This is a genomic window from Modestobacter marinus (genome assembly GCF_019799945.1).
In the GTDB taxonomy this organism is placed as follows: Bacteria; Actinomycetota; Actinomycetes; order Mycobacteriales; family Geodermatophilaceae; genus Modestobacter; species Modestobacter marinus_B.
This window is the reverse complement of sequence record NZ_JABGCH010000030.1, coordinates 24460-43257: the sequence shown is the minus strand read 5'-3', so window position 1 is coordinate 43257 and position 18798 is coordinate 24460. Positions and strand designations below refer to the sequence as shown.

17 protein-coding genes and 4 tRNA genes are annotated in these 18798 nt (G+C 75.6%); 9 read left to right on the top strand and 12 right to left on the bottom strand.

Annotated elements, in window-relative coordinates; all coding sequences use genetic code 11:
- Positions 1 to 255: 255 nt before the first annotated feature.
- Complete coding sequence (locus tag HK417_RS20110; RefSeq protein ID WP_261327390.1) at positions 256 to 2568, bottom strand: SpoIIE family protein phosphatase; 2313 nt, start codon at positions 2566 to 2568, stop codon at positions 256 to 258.
- Between the two features lie 301 nt (positions 2569 to 2869).
- Between HK417_RS20110 and HK417_RS25765 the strand changes: the two genes are divergently transcribed.
- Together HK417_RS25765 and HK417_RS20100 are read left to right on the top strand one after the other, a co-directional pair.
- Complete coding sequence (locus HK417_RS25765) at positions 2870 to 4117, top strand: PP2C family protein-serine/threonine phosphatase (RefSeq protein ID WP_222270308.1); 1248 nt, start codon at positions 2870 to 2872, stop codon at positions 4115 to 4117.
- 360 nt (positions 4118 to 4477) lie between these two features.
- Positions 4478 to 5722: a tyrosine-type recombinase/integrase gene (locus HK417_RS20100; RefSeq protein ID WP_222270298.1), complete on the top strand. Its 1245-nt coding sequence runs from the start codon at positions 4478 to 4480 to the stop codon at positions 5720 to 5722.
- A 60-nt stretch (positions 5723 to 5782) separates the two neighbouring features.
- Here HK417_RS20100 and HK417_RS20095 read toward each other — a convergent pair.
- The 3 genes from HK417_RS20095 to HK417_RS20085 form a co-directional block, all read right to left on the bottom strand.
- A tRNA-Lys gene (locus tag HK417_RS20095) sits at positions 5783 to 5855 on the bottom strand.
- A 109-nt stretch (positions 5856 to 5964) separates the two neighbouring features.
- Positions 5965 to 6660 (bottom strand): hypothetical protein, encoded by a 696-nt coding sequence (locus HK417_RS20090; RefSeq protein WP_222270288.1) that lies wholly within the window; start codon positions 6658 to 6660, stop codon positions 5965 to 5967.
- 76 nt (positions 6661 to 6736) lie between these two features.
- A complete protein-coding gene (locus HK417_RS20085; protein WP_222270286.1) occupies positions 6737 to 7324 on the bottom strand; it encodes an RNA polymerase sigma factor in 588 nt (195 codons plus the stop codon).
- Between the two features lie 171 nt (positions 7325 to 7495).
- Here HK417_RS20085 and HK417_RS20080 point away from each other — a divergent pair, with 171 nt between their 5' ends.
- Positions 7496 to 8170 carry a nuclear transport factor 2 family protein gene (locus HK417_RS20080; RefSeq protein WP_222270283.1) on the top strand — a complete coding sequence of 225 codons (675 nt, stop codon included), beginning with the start codon at positions 7496 to 7498 and terminating at the stop codon, positions 8168 to 8170.
- Between the two features lie 144 nt (positions 8171 to 8314).
- Here the strand turns inward: HK417_RS20080 and HK417_RS20075 are convergent, their stop codons facing one another.
- Together HK417_RS20075 and HK417_RS20070 are read right to left on the bottom strand one after the other, a co-directional pair.
- Positions 8315 to 9169, bottom strand: coding sequence for a hypothetical protein (locus HK417_RS20075; RefSeq protein WP_222270281.1), 855 nt, complete (start codon positions 9167 to 9169; stop codon positions 8315 to 8317).
- Between the two features lie 18 nt (positions 9170 to 9187).
- On the bottom strand, positions 9188 to 10078 hold the full coding sequence (locus tag HK417_RS20070) for a Rieske (2Fe-2S) protein (protein ID WP_222270279.1): 891 nt from the start codon (positions 10076 to 10078) through the stop codon (positions 9188 to 9190).
- A 194-nt stretch (positions 10079 to 10272) separates the two neighbouring features.
- On the opposite strand from HK417_RS20070, the gene HK417_RS20065 reads away from it, so the two are divergent.
- Positions 10273 to 10806, top strand: a complete 534-nt coding sequence (locus tag HK417_RS20065; RefSeq protein WP_308123722.1) for a GtrA family protein — start codon at positions 10273 to 10275, stop codon at positions 10804 to 10806.
- 45 nt (positions 10807 to 10851) lie between these two features.
- Positions 10852 to 11178, top strand: coding sequence for a hypothetical protein (locus HK417_RS20060; RefSeq protein WP_222270271.1), 327 nt, complete (start codon positions 10852 to 10854; stop codon positions 11176 to 11178).
- Between the two features lie 4 nt (positions 11179 to 11182).
- Here the strand turns inward: HK417_RS20060 and HK417_RS20055 are convergent, their stop codons facing one another.
- Positions 11183 to 11836, bottom strand: coding sequence for an AMIN-like domain-containing (lipo)protein (locus HK417_RS20055; protein WP_222270269.1), 654 nt, complete (start codon positions 11834 to 11836; stop codon positions 11183 to 11185).
- Positions 11837 to 11950: 114 nt separating this feature from the next.
- On the opposite strand from HK417_RS20055, the gene HK417_RS20050 reads away from it, so the two are divergent.
- The 4 genes from HK417_RS20050 to HK417_RS20035 all read left to right on the top strand — a co-directional run bounded on the left by HK417_RS20050 (position 11951) and on the right by HK417_RS20035 (position 13734).
- Positions 11951 to 12023, top strand: a tRNA-Glu gene (locus tag HK417_RS20050).
- Between the two features lie 33 nt (positions 12024 to 12056).
- Positions 12057 to 12133: transfer RNA gene (locus HK417_RS20045), tRNA-Asp, on the top strand.
- Between the two features lie 33 nt (positions 12134 to 12166).
- A tRNA-Phe gene (locus HK417_RS20040) sits at positions 12167 to 12240 on the top strand.
- 54 nt (positions 12241 to 12294) lie between these two features.
- Positions 12295 to 13734, top strand: a complete 1440-nt coding sequence (locus HK417_RS20035) for a glycosyltransferase family 39 protein (protein WP_222270259.1) — start codon at positions 12295 to 12297, stop codon at positions 13732 to 13734.
- Between the two features lie 7 nt (positions 13735 to 13741).
- Here HK417_RS20035 and HK417_RS20030 read toward each other — a convergent pair whose 3' ends face one another.
- Genes HK417_RS20030 through HK417_RS20010 form a run of 5 tightly spaced genes read right to left on the bottom strand, consistent with a single transcriptional unit; the run spans position 13742 to position 18721 of the window.
- Positions 13742 to 14428: a glycosyltransferase gene (locus HK417_RS20030; RefSeq protein WP_308123721.1), complete on the bottom strand. Its 687-nt coding sequence runs from the start codon at positions 14426 to 14428 to the stop codon at positions 13742 to 13744.
- The gene (locus tag HK417_RS20025; RefSeq protein ID WP_222270251.1) at positions 14425 to 15273 is read right to left on the bottom strand and encodes an NAD-dependent epimerase/dehydratase family protein; all 849 of its coding nucleotides are present in this window, start codon (positions 15271 to 15273) and stop codon (positions 14425 to 14427) included. The genes HK417_RS20030 and HK417_RS20025 overlap by 4 nt, the downstream gene beginning before the upstream one ends.
- The gene (locus tag HK417_RS20020) at positions 15270 to 16082 is read right to left on the bottom strand and encodes an aldolase (protein ID WP_222270249.1); all 813 of its coding nucleotides are present in this window, start codon (positions 16080 to 16082) and stop codon (positions 15270 to 15272) included. Before HK417_RS20020 ends, HK417_RS20025 begins: the two co-directional genes overlap by 4 nt.
- Before the next feature lie 54 nt (positions 16083 to 16136).
- Complete coding sequence (locus HK417_RS20015; RefSeq protein ID WP_222270240.1) at positions 16137 to 17204, bottom strand: ABC transporter ATP-binding protein; 1068 nt, start codon at positions 17202 to 17204, stop codon at positions 16137 to 16139.
- A complete protein-coding gene (locus HK417_RS20010) occupies positions 17201 to 18721 on the bottom strand; it encodes an ABC transporter permease (RefSeq protein ID WP_308123720.1) in 1521 nt (506 codons plus the stop codon). Before HK417_RS20010 ends, HK417_RS20015 begins: the two co-directional genes overlap by 4 nt.
- Positions 18722 to 18798 lie beyond the last annotated feature (77 nt).

Here is an 18798-nt window from a genome sequence, read left to right as displayed (position 1 = left end):
CCCCGCCCGCCCCCGGCGACCGCTGGCCGGAGCCGGGGATGTGGCGGCCAGCGTCGGCCCACGGAGGGTCGCGCGCCGTCGCGTTCGCTTCATTGGCACCCTGTTGGCCCTCGCCGGTGACCAACGTCAGATCCACGGGTTCTGGCCTTGGGCGAATTCGGTTCTCGGAGGTGACAGATCGACGGTTCCCGTGCCCAGCGACATGTTCACCGCCATCCGGGAGCGACTCGCCGGGCGGCCGGACGTTCGGACGGCTCAGCCGTCGGTGCCTGCGTGCAGGGCGAGTACGGCGATGTCGTCGTCGGTGCGGCCGGGCGCGATCCGAGCGAGCAGCCGGTCACAGAGCTCGTCCACCGGCACGGCCCGCAGGAGGGCGAGTTCGGTGGCGAGCCGCGCAATGCCCTCATCGATGGCGGTGCGGCCGGTCTCGACCAGGCCGTCGGTGTAGAAGAGGACGGTGTCGCCGGGGCACACGAGGGCCTGGTGGTCGTTGCGTGGGCTGGTGGTGCCGGTGCCGAGCAGCCGCTCCGGCGGGCTGTCGAGCAGTTGCACCGTCCCGTCGGCGTGCAATAGCAGAGGCGGGAGGTGGCCCGCGGAGGACCACCGCAGCAGCCGCTGTTCGGCGGCCTCGTGTTGTGGGGTCTGCTCGATGCGGGCGATGAGGGCGGTGGCGAGGGTGTCGACGTGCAGGCCGGCCAGCGCGGCGTCGACCCGGCGCAGGATCTGCGCGGGGCTCTCCGGCCGGTCGTAGGCGATGCCGCGCAGGATGCTGCGGATCTGGCCCATCGCGGCGGCGGCGTCGACGTTGTGCCCGACCACGTCGCCGATCACCAGCATGGTGGCGCCGTCGGGCTGCGTGAAGGCGTCGTACCAGTCGCCGCCGACCTGCTGGTGGCTGGCCGCGGGCCGGTAGCGCACGCAGATCTGCAGGCGGTCCGGCTGGGGAGGTGGGGTGAGCAGGCTGTGCTGCAGGGTCTCGGCGACCTTGAGCTGGCGGCCGTAGAGCCGGGCATTGTCCAGCGCGAGCGCGCCGCGGCGGGCGACCTCGACGGCGGTGGCCAGCTCCAGCTCCGTCTGCAGTGGCTGGCCGTCGGCGTTCATCAACGCCAGCACGCCGAAGGTCTCCCCTCGGGCGCGCAACGGCACGATGCTGCAGGAGGTGAGGTTCAGCCGCTGCCAGGCTTCGCGCACCTGCTCGGTGGGCAGCGAGGGGGCTACCTGTTCCTGGTTGATCGTGGGCACCTGGATCGGCTCGCCGGTCAGCAGCGCGTTGACCAGAACGGTGTCGTCGCCGGTGCCGCGCAGCCGGCCGCGCATGTAGGTGTCCAGATCCGCAGCCCGGCCTGGATCGCGGTGCGCCCAAGAATCCTCGTTGTCCCGGCCGTCCTCGCCGACCAGGGCCACGATCGCCCAGTCGCAGAACCGGCGAGCGGTCAGCTCGGCCAGCCGGCTGGCCGACGCGCCGGTGTCCAGCGTCGCGATGAGGGACTCGCTGACCTCGGCGAGGAACCGCAGCCGGTCCCGATCGGCTTCGGTGTCGGTCGCCGCCCGTTCCGGCCCGGTGCCGGCGGCGACCGGCTCGTCGGGCCGGTCGTCGGTGGCGCGGAAGGTCATCTGCAGCAGGCCGCCCAACGTGCCGGCGGTGACCGACAGCCACCGGCCGGCCGGTGGGTAGAAGCCGGCCCAGGTCACCGGCTCGCCGACGCCACGGGCGTGCAGCAAGAAGTCGTGCAGGATGGTGCCGCCGAGCTCGGGCAGGGCGACCCAGATGTTGCGCCCCACCAGCTCGCCGGCCGGCCGGCCGAGCAGCGCCGCCCCCACCGGGTTGACGTAGTCGATCGTCCACTCGCGGTCGAAGATCGCCACCCCGTCCGGCAACGCAGCCAGCGCCGCCGCGAGCACCCCGGCCCCCAGCCGCGACGCGGCGATCTCACCGACCACCCCAGCAGTCGCCGGGACCGCGTCGTGGGTCGCAGCGGGAGCCGCCGAGAGGGCCGGCGCCGCCGCCGCCGCCGGCGCCGGGGCTGGGTGCTGCGGGGTGCTCACCGTGGGTCCGATCGCCCGGGCGGGGGGCGGGTCGGTGGCGCCGTCGCGAGGCCGGGGCACCGAGCCGAGCGCCTCATCGCCGGTGAAGTCCAGCCGAGCCCAGACGACCTTGCGCCCGGCCTCGAGCGGCTCCCAGCCCACCGCGCCGCAGATGGCCGCGACCATGCCGAGACCGAGTCCACCGAGGGCGGCGTCGCGGTCGACCGCCGGGGACGGCGGCTCCTCACCAGCGTCGTCAGTGACCTGAAGCAGCCAGAAACGGTCGGTCGCCGTGACGGTCGCCTCGACCGGCGGCCGGGCGTGCCGGACGGCGTTGCTGACCAGCTCCTCAAACGCCAGCAGCAGCCGTTCCACGGCTTCATCGCTCGCGGCCATCGGCCGGTCGCCGTCCTGCATCGCGGCCGCCAGCTGTCGCCGGGAGGCGGAGACGTCGGCGGCGCGGCCGGGCCGCCACCGGCCGACGAGCCCGGCATCGGGCGCCAGCTGCGGCAGAGCACGGCGCACCCACAGCGGCTCGCTCATCCGCGCTCCTTCCGCAGCTCCGGCGCGTTCCGCGGGGCCAAGGCGACCCTTCCGGGGTGCCCGCGCGACACGACCAACGCACGACAGGCGCCGAACCGACCTCGGAACGGCGCCGGTGCGGAAAGTACACGCGGCGCAAGCGACCGGCGACCCGGGACGCTGCGCGGAGCGAAGCAGTGGACGTCCCGGCCAACAACGACCTCCGCCCGCCGGAGACCGCGCACTTTGGCCGCTGGGGAACGAGCTGCTGGACCGCATCTCGCGGGCGCCCTGGCGGCTACGCCGCGCTAGGGTCTGCCCCGTGCGGGGGTCGAGGTCTGGACGGCTAGACGTCGGCCAACTCCTCGACGAGGTGGAGGCGGCAGCGCCGGTCGACTCGGTCCCGGTGGTCGCGGCCCGGCTCGCGGAGATGGTCGGCGCCCAGGAGGTGCACCTCCTGATCGCCGACTTCAGCGGCCGGGCAGTCGTCCGGCTGACGTCCACCGACCGGGTCGACGGCGCCCGCGGACGCGGAGTCGAGCAGGCCAAGACGGTGCCACTGGCGGGCACCGTCTACGACAGCGTCCTGCGGACACAGCGGGCCGACGTGCAGCCGGTCGACAACGGCGCCCGGATGGTCGCCCCGGTCACCGACCGCGGGGACGCCATCGGGCTGCTCGAACTGCGGCTGCCCCGCATCCCCTCCCCCCAGGAGGTCGCCGACATCGGCACCGCCGCGCACGCGCTGGCCTACATCCTCATCGCCGCCCGCCGGCACACCGACGTGTTCGAGTGGGGCATGCGCTCCACCCCGTTCTCCCTGGCCGCGGAGATCCAGCGCCGACTGCTGCCGGCCGCCTTCACCTGCGAGGCCGGGCAGTTCACCCTCGCCGGATGGCTGGAACCGGCCCACGCGGTCGGTGGGGACACCTTCGACTACACCCTCGACCGCGACAGCTTGCAGGTGTCGATCACCGACGCGGTCGGCCATCAGGTCGCGGCGTCTCTGCTGGCCACCGTGCTGGTCGGCGGCTTGCGCAACGGTCGCCGTAAGGGGATGGACCTCGGCGAGCAGGCCAGCTACGCCAACGACTGCCTGGCCGAGAACGCGCCGCATGGCCAGTTCGTCACCGGTCAGCTCGTGCGCGTGGACCTGCACACCGGCGCGGCCGTGATCGTCAACGCCGGGCACACCCTGCCCCTTCGGCTCCGGGGAGGTGTCGTGGAGGAGATCGGGCTCCGCGTCGAGGCGCCGTTCGGCGTACTGCCCGGCAAGGCCTTCGAAGTGCAGTCCCTTTCCCTCGAGCCCGGCGACCGGATCGTCTTCCTCACCGACGGCATGCAGGAGCGCAACGCTGCATCGCTCGACGTGGCCGCGGCCCTGGCCGACACCGCGGAGCTGCACCCGCGGGAAGTCGTTCACGCCCTGGGCGCCGCGGTGATGGACGCGACCGGCGGGGACCTCCGCGACGACGCGACGATGGTGTGCCTCGACTGGTACGGCGGCCCGCCCCGCGGCCGGAACACCGAGAACGGTGCCGACGCCGGCAACCCCTCGCCGAGCACCTGACCGTCCACTCCGGGGTGACGTACACGCCCTTCGCGGTGCGCGTGGAGCAGGTCAGACCGCGGCGTCCTCTTCCCGGGCCGTGACCAGCGCCGTGAGCGCCTCCGCGAGGGCGAGGCGGCGGACCGGCGGCTACCCGACGAGGGTGAGTACCTCGGGATCGTCCTCAAGGGTGCACCAAGATGAGTTGGAGGGAATCGACCGCCGACTACGGACGGCACTCCTGAGCCTGACCGACCATTACGACCGGATGCGAGAGCAGCAGCTGTCCCCGCCGGCGTGCCCGGCGGAGCTTCTCGACGAGATGGACCGCCTCGGGGTGCCTCGACCGAAGGGCGAGGGCGAGGGCGAGGGCGAGGGCGAGTGAGCATCGACCGGCGGGGGCGCGTCTACCGACGCTGCTCCTGTCGTGACGACGCCGGCCGCCAGCTGGGCCAGTCCTGCCCGCGGCTGGCCACGGATGGGAAGCACGGCACCTGGTACTTCGCGGTCGACCTGCCGGGCGAGGCGGGGAAGCGCCGCACCATGCGCCGCGGCGGCTTCACGACGAAGGCCGCCGCGAACCGGGCGCTGGCCGACGTCACCAGCCGGGCCTCACAGGGCGTGCGAGTCGACGACCGGGAGACCGTCGCGACCTTCCTGACGCGCTGGCTGCAGGTGAAGGCCACCGAAGCGAAACCGACCACGCTGCGGTCCTACCGGGCGCACGTAGACAACGTCATCGTCCCGGCGATCGGGCATGTGCCGATCGAGCGGCTGCGCGCCGAGCACGTCGAGCAGCTCCTGGTCGACGCGCTGACCGGTGGCCGCGGCCCGGTGACCGGCCGGCGGATCCACGCGACCCTGCGATCCGCGCTCACCTACGCGGTGAAGACTCGCCGGCTGCCGTTCAACGTGGCCAGCAACGTCACTCCCCCGAACGGGGCCCGCCCCGAGGTCCAGCCCTGGTCCGCCGGTGAGCTCGCGACCTTCCTGCGGCACGTCGAGACCGACCGGCTCGGCCCGCTGTTCGAGGTGATCGCCGCGTGCGGGCTGCGCCGCGGCGAGGCCTTTGGGCTGCGCTGGTCCGACCTCGACTTCACCAACCGGACGGCCCGGATCCGGCAGACCGTCGTCGACGTCGGCGGCCGGCTTGAGTTCTCGACCCCGAAGACGAAGTCGTCCGAGGCGTCGGTGCCGTTGACCGAGCGCGCGATGCACGCGCTGCTGCAGTGGCGGCTCGGCCAGGACATCGACCGGCAGTCTTGGGGTCCCGCCTACGAGGCCCACGGCCTGGTGTTCGCCCGGGAGAACGGCGCCCCGCTGCGACCGGAGTACGTGACCCGCCGGTTCGTGGCGCTGAGCACGGCGGCCGGCCTTCGCCAGATCCGGCTGCACGACCTCCGGCACGGCGCCGCGTCGCTGATGCTGGCCGCCGGGGTGCCGATGGCGATCGTGTCGAAGATGCTTCGTCACTCCTCGATCGGGATCACCGTCGACACCTATGGCCACCTGTCCGAGGAGACGGCCCGCACCGCGTCCGACGCGATCGGCGCGCTGCTGGACGCCGCCTTCGACCAGGCGGCCAACACGGTCGCCGACACCGCAGGCGACCACAGCTGCCACTGATGCTGGCACGACGGGGTCTCGAACGACCGCCGAAGGCACAAAACCCCAGGTCAAGCACGGTGGGCCCCGTGGGGATCGAACCCACAACCCGCGGATTAAAAGTCCGCTGCTCTGCCAGTTGAGCTAGAGGCCCGGTGGGGGCAGCGAACTCCGGACGACTCATGCAGCACCCGGAGGCCTCGCGACCCCGAGTGAGGGTACTGCCGCTGACTGACCGCACCGCCGCCGTCCCGGCGTCCGGGTCAGTCCAGGGCCAGGGCGGCCGCCCCGGCCAGGACGACGGCGGCCGCCTCCACCGGCCCCTCCACCTCAGCGGCGACGTCGTCCGGATCGACCCGGTCGGCGACCAGCCGGCAGAACTCGACGGCCTCCACGACCAGCACCACCTCGCGCACCGCAGGCCCCGATCCGCACCGACCGCGACGTCCCACGTCCCCCAGCCGACACCGGTCAGGACGAGGTGCACGTCCACCGGGTCGGTGTCCGGCGCGGCCCGCTGCACCCCGATCGGCAGCCCGGCCACGGCCAACTGGGTCATCAGCCGCAGCGTCGCGGCGTCGGGCACGGTCGGCGGCCGGTGGACGCGGCGCGCACGTCGTTCTCGTGCGTCCACAGCTCGAGCGCACGGACGACCAGCAGCGCGCCCGGGACAGCCGCATGCCGTGCACGGCGACCTCCCGCGCGTCACCGGCGGGATCCTCCTCCAGCATCAACAGGGTGCGGTTCACCGCCGCTCGAAGGGCCCGGCGGGTCTGCGACCGGGCCCGCCCCCGCTCCCCTTCCACGCCGATCAGGTGACCGACGAGGCCCTGCACGTCCAGGTCGCGCAGAACGGGCACCTGCCAGTCTGGCCCGTCCAGACCGGCCAGCAGGCCGGCGAGGGCGTCCGCGGCGCGGGCGAAGGCCTCACCCGGCGCGATCGGCGGGACGTCGGGCACCGGGTCGGCCGGCGCTCCGCGCCCCCAGGGCGGCGCCGAGCACGCGGTCCCGCAAGTCGGCGGGCAGGGGGGGTGCTCACGAGTGCTCCAGCAGCCGGCGGTCGAGGCGGGTCTCCAGCTTGCTCAGCGCCAGCCGCACGCGCGACTTCGCCGTCCCCTCCGGGATGTCCAGGGTCTGAGCCACGTCCCGGTACGACAGCCCACCGAAGTAGACCAGCTCCACGGCCTCGCGCTGCTCCTGCGGCAGGCTGCGCACGGCCGCGCGGACCTCCGACCCGGTCTCCGCCGCGGCCACCAGGTCACCCGGCGACGGGTCCGGCCGCGGCGGGAGCAGCCGCTCGGACCGCAGCTCGCGAACCGCCCGGCGCTGCTCGCTGCGCACGACGTCGGCGGCGCGGTGCCGGGCGGTCATCAGCAGGAAGGTCCGCAGTATGCCCAGCCGCTCGTCGAAGCGCTGCGGATGGCACCAGAGGTCGACGAACACGTCCTGGACGACGTCCTGCGCCGCGGCCGCGTCCCTGAGGACCGCGACCGCGACGGCGTGCACCGCCGTCCCCAGCCGGTCGACGACCTCGGCCAGTGCACGGTCGTCCCCGGCGGCGAGCCGGGCGGAGAGGGGCGAGTCCGCCGTCTCCACCCGGCGCACCGTAGCGACGGCAGCCACCGTCGGCGGTCGTCGGCAGCCGGGCCCGACCGGGGTGCCACGCGCCGTCACCTTGTGCCCACCCGCCGGTGCTCGTGGTCAGCCGGTGATCCGGCGACCCCCGCAGCGCCGCACTGTGGGACGTCCGACGGTGCGTCGGGCACGGGACCGATCGTCTGGGGAGGCCTGGCCATGACCGTGATCGCCGAGGTCGTGCTGCGGGGAGTGAGCCGCGAGGAGTACGCCGCGGTCCGGGCGGAGTGCCGGTGGCTCGAGGAGCCACCGGACGGCGGGATCGCCCACCTGACCTGGTGGGACGGCGAGGACTGCCGCAACGTCGACGCCTGGGCGGACGAGGACGCCTTCGCCGCCTTCGGCGAGCAACGGCTGGGTCCCGCGATGGCCCGGGCCGGGGTCGGGGTGCAGCCGGAGGTGACCTTCCACCCGGCGCACGAGGTCTACCGCATCTCCGCCGGGGTGGACGGCGAGAGCGTCCCCGCTGCCGCCTCGGACGTCGAGATCCTGCGCCGGGGGTACGCGGACTTCGCCGCGGGCGACGTCCCCGCCGTCCTGGCGGTCTTCGACGAGGAGCTCGACTGGTACACGCCCGACTCGGTCCCGTTCGGCGGCCGCTTCGCCGGCCCGCAGGAGGTGGCGGGCTTCTTCGGGCGGCTCCCGCAGCACTTCGCCGAGCTGTCGGTCCAGCCGCAGACGTTCCTCGACTCCGGCGGCACCGTCGTCGTGCTGGGTCGGCTCTCCGGCCGGACGGCCGCCGACCGCCCGTTCGACCTGCCGTTCGTGCACGTCTGGACGATGCGGAACGGCAGGCGACCAGCTTCACCGAGTCCTTCGACAGGGTCAGGATGAACGAGGCCCTCGGCTCGGCGGCCGCGTCGACGCCGCAGATCCCGGCGCAACCCGGCCCGGCCGAGCAGCCCAGCCGCGTGTGAACCCGGGGGGTGGCGGCCGGGCGGGGCGCCCGCCCCGGCAGCCACAACTCCCCCTGGGCGGTCACCGGCAGGCGCTGGTCAGGAACTCCTGCAGCTGGGCGCGCTGACCGTCGTCGAGGGGGAGGTCGACGACGGCGTCCTCGCCGTCCCCCACCGTCACGCGCACGGGGAAGACGAACGGCTGCTTGGTCTCGGCGAGCGCGTGCGGGTCGCACCGCGTGGCGTCGAAGGTCACCGGCAGCTCCAGCCGCTGCTCGCCGGGGGCCAGCCGCACCGGCAGCTCCCGCTGCGGCACCGGCGCGAGGACGACGCTGGGCGACAGCTCCGAGACCACGATCTCGTCGTCCCCGCTGCGCCGGGTGAGGACGACGTCCCCGGCAAGCGTGTCCCCCTCCCCGGCCAGTCCCTCCACCCGCACGTCCACCACGTCGAGCAGCGCCACGGCCGCGCACTCCTGCGCGTGCAGCCGGGCCAGCGTGTCCCCGGCCAGGGGCACGCGGAGCTCCTCGGTGCTGCCGTCGGGGCGCACCACGGTCAGCCGCGCGGCCGCCGGGTCCGGCGGTGTCGCGCAGTCGACGGCGCCGCGCTCCACCGGCAGGTCGATGACCCGGCCGGGGGTGAACTCGGTGGCGGTGTCCCGGGGCGGCACCGCGGCGAAGCCGGGGGTGTCCAGCTGCACCGACGTCACGGTGAAGGGCGCCGAGCCGGTGTCCGCGATCCGCACCTGCAGCCGGCGACCGGCCGTCACGTCACTGCGCAGCCGGACCGCCTCGGCCTCGATGCCGGCGACCGCCGGAGGCGCCGAGACGGTGGGCGCCTCGACGCTGGGCGTCCCCTCCGCCGCCGGGGCACCGTTCTCCGCGGCACACCCGGCCAGCAGCAGCAGCAGCGCCACGACGACGGGTGTCCGCCCCATGGCGGCACCCTAGGACGGTCAGGGCTGCCGGTGGCGTCCCGGCAGCCGCGCGAACACCCGGCCGGCCTCGTACCGGACCTCCAGCTTCACCTGGGGATCGGCGGCCGGGCCCCGCCGCGGCTGGCCGGCCTCGAGGTCGAACGCCGAGCCGTGCCAGGGGCACACCACGCACGTGCGGCCGCGCACCTCCTCCAGGGAGCCCTCGCCCAGCGGACCCCCCAGGTGCGTGCAGGCGCCGACGAACGCGTCCACCCGCGCGCCCCGGCGGACGACGGCCAGCGGGACCGGCGCTCCTCCGCTGCCCTCGCCGGTGCGCACCGCCGGGCGGTCGTCCGGCAGGTCGTCCAGCGGCCCCAGGTCGATCCAGTCGGTGGTGAGCGCCCGGGCCGCGGCGGTGGAGTGCGAGGCGCCGGAGGACAGCGCGTAGGACATGTGGCCGCCGATGGCCGCCGACCCGCCGGCGACACCGAGCCCCGTGTAGGACAGCAGCCGCCCCAGCCCCCCGCGACCCTTCGCCCGGGCGACGAGCGAGCCGACGTACAGGCCGAGCGCGACCGTGTTGGCGGCCGCGTGCACCGCGCCCAGGCGGCGGACACCGATCTCCTGCTCCGTCCAGTCGGCCGCGCCGGCCAGGGCGGTCGGCAGGGTGGCGGCGACGCCCGTGCCGATCAGCGCGGTCGCCGCCGGGCGGGTGGGCGCAGCGAGGTCCAGAATCCCGGCGGACAGCCAGGTGCCCACCGGGACCATCGCGAGCACCGGGTGCAGCGGGTGGCCCAGCCACGAACCGTGCAGCAGGTCCCGGAGCGCCTGCGGCTGCAGGGCCTTGTCGACCACCGCCCGGGCGGGCTCGATCACCTTGTCGAGGGCGGGGACGTCGGCGAGGCGGTCGAAGATCCCGGACAGGCTCATGCGGCGGCCTCTACCCCGCGCGGGCCGGTCGGGAACCCGCAGGTCGCACCGGACTCGGGCACCCACGCTCCGTGAGCGACATCACCAGGCGGGCGAGCGACGCTCCGGGAATGCGTGCCCGGGTCGCGGCCTTGCCGTCAAAGCATGGACCGTGCGCCACGCACGTCCGCCGTCCCCGACCGAGGAGCACCCCTGTGACCTGCCCGTCCCTGCTGCGCCGTTCCCCCGGGGACGGGACGCGGGCCGGGGCGGCGGACGAGCGGGTCCCCGAGGCGACCGAGCGCGCGCGCCGGGCGGCGGTCACGCTCCACCGGCGGCTGCGCGGCGACTCCAAGGTCGCCCAGTTCACCCGGTACGTCGTCGTCGGCGGCCTGTCCAGCGCCCTGTACGCGCTGCTGTTCGTCACGCTCGAGCGCTGGGGTGCCCAGCCGGCCAACCTGGCCGGCGTGGTCGGGTCGACGCTGCTGGCCAACGAGCTGCACCGCCGGCTCACCTTCCACGCCGGGGAGCGGGTCGCCTGGTTCACCGCGCAGTGGGAGGCCGGCGGCCTGGCCGGGATCGGTCTGGTCGCGACCTCCCTCGCGCTGGCCGGGGTGCACGGCCTGGTCGGGGACGTCGGCACCGTGCCCCAGCTCTGCCTCGTCGCCGCGGTGACCGGGCTGATCGGGCTCATCAAGTTCCTGGTGCTGCGCAGCTGGGTGTTCGCAGAGGCGCAGCAGCAGCACTGAGCCGCCGTCCCGGCGCGTCGTCCCGGACCGCCCTAGGCTGACGCCATGCCGACGCGACTCCTCCGGCCCGCACGTCTCGCCCTCGTCGGCGGCCTGCTCGCGCTGCCCCTGAGCGCCTGCAGCTTCACGACGGACAACGTCTCCTGCTCGGGCAGCCAGTGCACCGTGACGCTGGAGGGCAACGGGGCCTCGGCGAACATCCTCGGCAACGAGATCGGCTTCGCCGGCACGCAGGACGGCCGGGCCGGCCTGTCCCTCGGGGACGCGTCGGTCACCTGCGCGCAGGGCGAGAGCGTCTCGCTGGGCCCGCTGTCGATCACCTGCACCACGGTCACCGAGGACTCCGTGGAGCTGACCGCCTCGGCCGGCTGAGGCCTCAGGGGGCGTGGACGACGTCGACCACCACGCGGGTCGGGTTGCTGAGCGCGAACACCCGGAACGGCGTCTCTGCCGCGGTGCCCACCCACGCGACGGCGACACCCTCGAAGGTGCCGTCGTAGAAGGCGCCCTGCACGACGTCGGTCCCCGAGGCGGCCAGCGGCCCGCGGGCGACCTCCGTCGCGCCGGTCTCGTACGGGTAGCTGATGCCGTTCAGGTCCAGCTGCAGGATGGCCGCTCCGGGAACCTCGATCGGGTCGCCGCTGCCCTGGGCCACCGCGCCCTCGACGTACTCGGCCCGCCAGCCGGGCGTGCCGCTGCCGGCGAACTCGAAGACCACGCGGTCGTAGCCGTCGTGGCTGCCGGTGCGCACCGAGGTGAGCGTCAGGCCCGCGGGCGAGGCGGCGTCGGAGGTGTCGGCGCTCGTGTCCGCCGGGAAGGCCGGCGCGGCGGCCTCGGCATCGGCGTCCGCGGAGTCGGCGGGAGCCGGGGCGGCCGACGACGCGGACGGGCTCCCGGCCGCGGACGAGGACGCGGGCGCCTCGCCGGTCGAGGCGGCGGACTCGGTCCCCGTGCTCCCGCCGCAGCCGGCGAGGAGCAGCACGGCGGCGAGGGTGACGGCAGGAGCGGTGGAGCGGGGACGGATGCGCACGGGTCGATGCTGACACGCCCCGGTCCCCCGCCCCCCGCGCCACGCCCGGGACCCCCCGGTGAACCCCCCTCGGCGGGGACATGTATCGTTCATCCTGCCTCCGGCGCTCCACGAGCCCTCATCGTCTAGCGGTCCAGGACGCCGCCCTTTCAAGGCGGTAGCACGGGTTCGAACCCCGTTGGGGGCACGCACCACCAGCACGACCCAGCACCACCAGCAAGGCCCTGTAGCGCAGTTGGTTAGCGCGCCGCCCTGTCACGGCGGAGGTCGCGGGTTCGAGTCCCGTCAGGGTCGCCATCCGGCGCCAGATGTCCCACCCGGTCCCGGCCGGGGCAGGTAGCTCAGTCGGTACGAGCGCTCGCCTGAAAAGCGAGAGGTCGGCGGTTCGACCCCGCCCCTGCCCACCTCCACCCCCGCCCCTCCCGTGCTGCTCGGGAAGGCTGCCCTAACCTGTGCCCGTGACGTCGACGCGCCTCCGACCGGGCGCGCCTCCCTCGCCGGCCCAGGAGACCAGCGGCCGGTGGCACCCCCTGGAGCTCCTCCCCCCGCTGCTCGTGCTGCTCCTCGGCACCCTGCTGCTCCGGCCCGGCCACGGCCTCTGGTTCGACGAGCTGTTCACCGCCGAGGTGGCCCGGTTGCCGCTCGGCGAGATTCTCTCCGCGGTGGTCACCGGCGCCGGGACGACGAGCTACCTGGCGGGGGTGCCGCCGTCCTACAACGCGCCCTACTACCTGGTGGCGCACGGCTGGACGGCGCTGCCCGGCCTCGGCGGGGACACGTCGCTGCGCGCGCTGTCCCTCCTCGCCACGGCCGGCGGGCTGGCCCTGACCACCCGCGCGGTGGCCCGGCTCGCCGGCCGGGCCACCGGCGTGCTGGCCGGGACGGTCCTTGCCGGCAGCCCCCTGGTGCTCGAGCAGGCGGTGGAGGCGCGCAGCTACGGCCTGGCCGTCCTGGCCACCGGCGGTGCCGCGCTCGGGCTCGTCCGGTGGCTGCAGGAACCGCCCCGGGGGCTGGTCCTGTTCGGTCTCGCCGGCGCGGGGATGGGTCTCGCGCACTGGTACGCCGTCACCGTCCTGGCCGCGTTCGTCGTCGCCGGGCTGCTGCGGCGCCGGTCGGCGCTGCCGCTGCTGCTCACCGGCGGCGCGGCGGCGCTGCCCGTGGTCGCGCTCGTCGGGCTGAACCTGCTCAACGGCACCGGTGGGCGCAACGCCGAGCACCTCCGCGACACCGGTGGGCAGCTGGCCGGCCTGGCGTTGCGCGACTGGTCGGGCGGGCAGACGCCGCTGCTCTGCCTCACCCTGGGCCTGGCCGTGCTGGGCGGCCTCCGGGCCACCGGCCTGCGGGCCGTCGCCGCCTGCTGGGCGCTGGTGCCGCTCCTGCTGCTCCTCGCCGCCGAGCTGGTCCGCCCGGTCTACCTGCCGCGGTACCTGATGACCGGCCTGCTCGGCGTCGGCGTGCTGGCCGCGGCCGGCGTCCGCGCGCTGCCGCGCGCCGCCCGGGCTCCGGTGGCCGCCCTGCTGGTGGCCTTCTCGCTGGGGGCGAGCCTGACGATGTTCGACCGCGCCCCGCGGGAGCGGGCGGACGACGTCGTCCGGCTGCTCGCCGAGGTCCACCGGCCCGGTCAGCCGATCGTCGCCGCCGACCAGCGCTCGGCGATCGGGCTGGACCACTACGTCCGGACCCTCGAGCCCGGGCTGCGTCCGGACGTGGTCCTGCCACCGGACGACGCGCCCGGCGACGCCGGCGACGTGGTGTGGCTGGTCCGCCGGCTGATCGACTGGGAGCCGGAGCCCACCGACGACGACGCCGTCCTGGCCGCGGCGGGCTTCCGGCAGGTCGACCAGGTCACCCTCCCGGGGAGCAAGACCGTGCTGGTCCTCCAGCGCTGGGAACGCTGACCGCCGGTCAGCCCCGCGCCCGCAGCGCCCAGCCCAGCGAGCGGACCGACTGCGCCAGCCGCGCCCGGCCCGTCCAGGCCGAGCGGCCCACCGGCCGGCGGTCCCGCGCCACCGGCAGGCTCGTCACCGGGACGCGGGCGCGGGCCACACCGAGGACGACGCTCGGCGCGGCCTCGTCCGCCATCGCGGCCAGGACGGCGGCGCGCACCCGGCCGTCCATGGCGAGGAAGGCGCCCGCGTCCGGGGGCAGGCCGGTCAGCCGGGCGGCCAGCTGCCGGTGCAGGGTCCCGGTGAGCCGCCGCACGGGCGACTCGTAGCTCCCCCGCCGGCCGGCGAACACGGCCCCGACGTCCCCGTCGGCCAGCCGGTCCAGCAGACTGGGCACGGACTCCGGCGGGTCCTGCAGGTCCGCGTCCAGGCACACCCAGACGTCCGCGTCGGGCTCCGCGTCGAGTCCCCGGGCCAGCGCGGCGTGCTGCCCGACGTTGACGGCCAGGGCGGTGACGGCGATCCGCGGGTCGGCCGCGGCGAGCGCCCGGGCGACGGCGAGGCTGTCGTCGGGCGAGGCGTCGATCACCAGGCGGAGCCGCCAGGGCCGCCCCGCCAGCGCGGTCGCCAGCCGGTCGGCGAGCGCCGGCAGGGTCGCCGCGTTGCCGTAGACGGGCGCCACCACCGCCACCCGTGGCCCGGTCACGCCGCCCACGTCCGGGCCAGGCCCTCGGCGAGGTCGACGGTCGGCTTCCAGCCCAGCGCGCGCCGGGCGGCGGAGGGGTCGGCCACCCAGTCCGCGGTGTCCCAGTCGCGGCCAGGATGCGCGCCCGGGGAGGTCGCGATCGGGCGGCCGGTCACCCGCTGCGCCGTCGCGACCAGCTCCTCCGTGCTGGTCTGCACGCCCGTGCCGATGTTGAGCACGGTGCCGGCCGGGAGGGCGGGGTGCTCCGCCGCGCGGACGCAGGCGTCGACCACGTCCCCGACCCACACCCAGTCGCGCCGGCTGAGCCGGCCGGGCAGCGGCACGGTCCCGCCGGTGCGCGCCGCGGCGAGGACGACGGGGACCAGCCGGGTCGGGTGGTCCGCCGGCCCGTAGACCTGGAAGGCGCGCAGCACCGTCGCCCGCACCCCGCGCTCGGCGGCGGCCGCCTGCAGCAGCAGCGACCCGGCGGCCTTGGTGGCACCGAAGAAGCCGCGCGGCTCGAGCCGGGCGTCCTCGGTCAGCGGCCGCGGGGAGGCGGCGTACTCGGTGGAGGACCCGAGCCGCACGACCGCTCGGCAGCGGTCCGGGAGGGCGTCCACCAGCCACGGGCTGGTGTTGACGGCGACGGTCGCGGCCCGCTCGGCGGCGGTGGCCTTCGCCCGGCCCGCCGCGAGCGAGAACACGACGTCCGGGTCGGCCGCCCGCACCGCGGCGGCCGCGGTGACCGGATCGGCGAGGTCCACCGTCGCCCGGGTGAGCCCGACGACCTCCCAGCCGTCGGCGCGCAGCCGGGCTGCCAGGTGCCGGCCGACGAAGCCGCCGCCACCGGTCACCAGCGCCCTCACGCCGGCCGGGCCAGCGCGGGGACCGGTGCAGCGGCGACGTCCTGCCCCACCCCGACGGCGGCGACGAACCGGGCGCGGCGCTCGGCCACCTCGGCCGGCGGAGCACTCCGCAGCGCGGTGAGGGCCGCGAGGAGGCGGGGCACCTCGGTGAACGGGTCGCGGCCGGCCATGTCGGCGGTGAACGAGCGGCGCAGGAAGCTGAAGTCGGTTCCCAGGCGGACCAGCTCGGCGGCCAGGAGGTCGCCGGGCACCGGGAACCCGCCGCCGGGGAGCGTCAGGCCACCGACCCCGAACGGCTGGGTCACCCGGGCCCGGACGTCCTCGACCGTGCCGTCCACCAGGGGCCGGAACAGCTGGTCGGACCGCCGGTCGATGCGCAGGTCGTTGAGCCCCACGTAGATCCGGGTCAGCGGCCGCCGGGCCAGCTCCGCGGCGCGGTGCACGGCGTCCTGCGTCTCGATCAGGATGCCCAGCCCGCACCGGCCGGCGACGAGCTCCAGCGTCCGGTCGACCTCGGCTGTCGTGCGCACCATCGGCAGCATGATCTCGTCGGCGCCGCAGCCGACCGCGACGTCGACCTCCGCCGCCGTCCACGCACCGAAGCCGTTGATCCGGCACAGCAGCCGGCCGTCGGTCGCGGCGCGCATCCGGGCCAGGTCCCCGGGGGTGTCGGCGTTGATCTGCGTGCCCTCCCCCAGCTGTCGGCGGGCCTTGCCGCGGCGCTCCCAGTCGACGACGATCCCGGTCGCGCCGGCCGCCACGACGTCGGCGCCCCACCGCTCGTCGACGGTGAAGAGGTAGAGGTCCACGCGGTGAGCTTAGGCTCTCCTAAGAGTGACCCGGAGGCGGGCTGTGCTCACCCGTCAGGCTGACCCGGTCACCGGCTCCACGGCGAAGGCCAGCGCCGCACCGCGCACCGTGACGGACACGTCGTCGCCGGCCGCGGGCACGTCCGCCCCGTCCAGCCGCGCGCTGACCCGCTCCCCGTCCGGCAGCTCCAGCCAGACCCGGGAGTCGTGACCGAAGAAGTCCACGCTGCGCACCCGGGCGACCGGCGCGGTCGGCACGGGCCCCGACAGCCGGAGCTGCTCGGGGCGCAGCAGGACGCGGGCCCGGCCCCCTGGCAGGCCGCCGCCAGGCGACGCCTGCTCGTACGGGAGCGCGCCCAGGGAGCAGTGCGCCCGGCCGTCCCGCAGGTCGGCGTCCAGGACGACGGCCTCGCCGACGAAGGTGGCGACGTCGAGGTCGCCGGGCCGGCGGTAGAGGGTCCGGGGATCGGTGATCTGGACCAGCCGCCCGCCGCGGAGCACGGCGACCTGGTCCGCCATCGACAGCGCCTCGGCCTGGTCGTGGGTCACCAGGACGGCGGTCGCCCCCGTGGCGCTGAGCGCCGCGGAGACGGCGCCGCGCGTCTCCTCCCGCAGTGCGGCGTCCAGCGAGGAGAACGGCTCGTCGAGCAGCACCAGCGACGGCTCGGGGGCCAGGGCGCGGGCGAGCGCCACCCGCTGCTGCTGACCGCCGGAGAGCTGGTGCGGAGCCCGGTCGGCGAGTGCGGCGTCGAGGCCGACCAGGCCGAGCAGTTCCCGGACCCGCCCGCCGTCGCGCCGCTGCCGCCGGGGCAGCCCGAAGCTGATGTTCCCGGCCACGGTCAGGTGCGGGAACAGACCGCCCTCCTGCGGGACGAGGCCCACGCCCCGGCGACGCGCGGCCACCCGGCGCCCGGTGCCGGCCACGACCCGGTCGCCGAGGACGACGGTGCCGGAGTCGGGGTCCTCGAACCCGGCGATCAGGCGCAGGAGCGTCGTCTTGCCACACCCGGACGGGCCCAGGAGCGCGGTGAAGCTCCCCTCGGGGACGTGCAGGTCGACCCCGGTGAGGACCGGGGTGGCGCCGAAGGACTTGGCCAGGTCCTCCACCGTCAGGGAGCTCATGTCGTCAGACCTCGTCGGGCGTCTCGGGAGAGCAGCACGGTAGCGGGTGCGGAGAGCAGCACCATGACCACGGCGTAGGGCGCCGCCCCGCCGTACTCCAGGGCGCTGCTCGCCGACCAGAACGCCGTCGCCAGCGTGGTCGTCCCGGTCGGGGCGAGCAGCAGGGTCGCCGTCAGCTCGGTGACGACGGCCAGGAACACCAGGGCCGCGCCCGCGCCCATGCCCGGCGCGAGCAGCGGGAGGGTGACCCGGCGCAGCCGGTCCGGCGTCGAGGACCCCAGGGAGGCGGCGATCTCGTCGTAGAGCGGACTGGACTGCTCGACCGCCGAGCGCACGGTCACGATCGCCCGCGGCAGGAACAGGATCGCGTAGGCGGCCAGCAGCACCGGCACGGTCTGGTAGAGCCACGGGGTGGCCCGGATGCTCAGGGTGACCAGAGCCAGGGCGACGACGATGCCCGGCACGGCGCTGCCCAGGTAGGTGCTCCGCTCCAGCAGCGTGGCCGTCCGGCCGCGGGCGCGCACCGCGAGCCACGCGGTGGGCAGTGCCATGGCCGTGGTCAGCGCCGCCGCCCCCGCGGCCAGGGTCAGCGTCGTCCCCGTGGTGGTCAGCACGTCCCAGCCCCGCGCGGTGGACACCCCGACCGCCATCCAGCGGCCCAGGCCGGCCAGCGGCACGAGCAGGGCGAGCGCGACCAGCGCGGCGAGCGCGAGCAGGGCCGGCGCCGTCATGACGCCCAGCGCCACCGGCCGCCCGGGGCGGACGGCGCCCCGCCCGCTGCCCGCGTAGCCCCGGTCCCCCCGCAGCCGCAGCTCGGCCAGCAGCAGCAGCAGGCACAGCAGGCAGAGGACCCCGGCGAGCATCGTGGCGCCCGGGCCGTTGAAGGTGGCGCGGTACTGGTCGTAGATGGCGGTGGTGAAGGTCGGGTACCGCAGCATCTGCAGGGCGCCGAACTCGGCCAGCAGGTGGAGCGCGACCAGCAGGCCGCCGCCGAGGAGGGCCACCCGCAGCTGCGGCAGCTGCACCCGGCGGAACACCGCCCAGCTGGACAGCCCCAGGCCGTGGGCGGTCTCCTCCAGCGCCGGGTCCAGCCCCCGGAACGCGGCGGCGACCGGCAGGTAGACGAAGGGGAAGTAGGAGAGCGTCACGACCAGCAGCGCCCCCGCGTAGGTGTCCAGTCCCGGGAGGAGCGAGATCCAGACGTAGCTGTTCACGAACGCCGGCACGGCCAGCGGCGCGATCAGCAGGACGTGCCACACCCGGCGGGCCGGGACCGAGGAACGCTCGACCAGCCACGCCGCCCCGACGCCCAGGACGCCACAGCAGAGGACCGTGCCGACCACCAGCCGGGCGGTGTTCCAGAGCAGCTCGGCCACCCGGGGACGGAACACCAGCTCCTGGATGCCGGACCACCCGACGTCCACGGTGTAGGCGGCGATGTACCCCAGGGGGAGCAGCGCCAGCGCCGCGACGCAACCGGCCGAGGCCAGCGCCACCGGGTGCCGCCGCAGGTGCACCGCGGGGCGGCGGGCGGACCGCCGGGAGCCCCGGGCCGCCGGCCGGGCCGGCGCCCCGGGGTCGTCGAGCGGGCGCG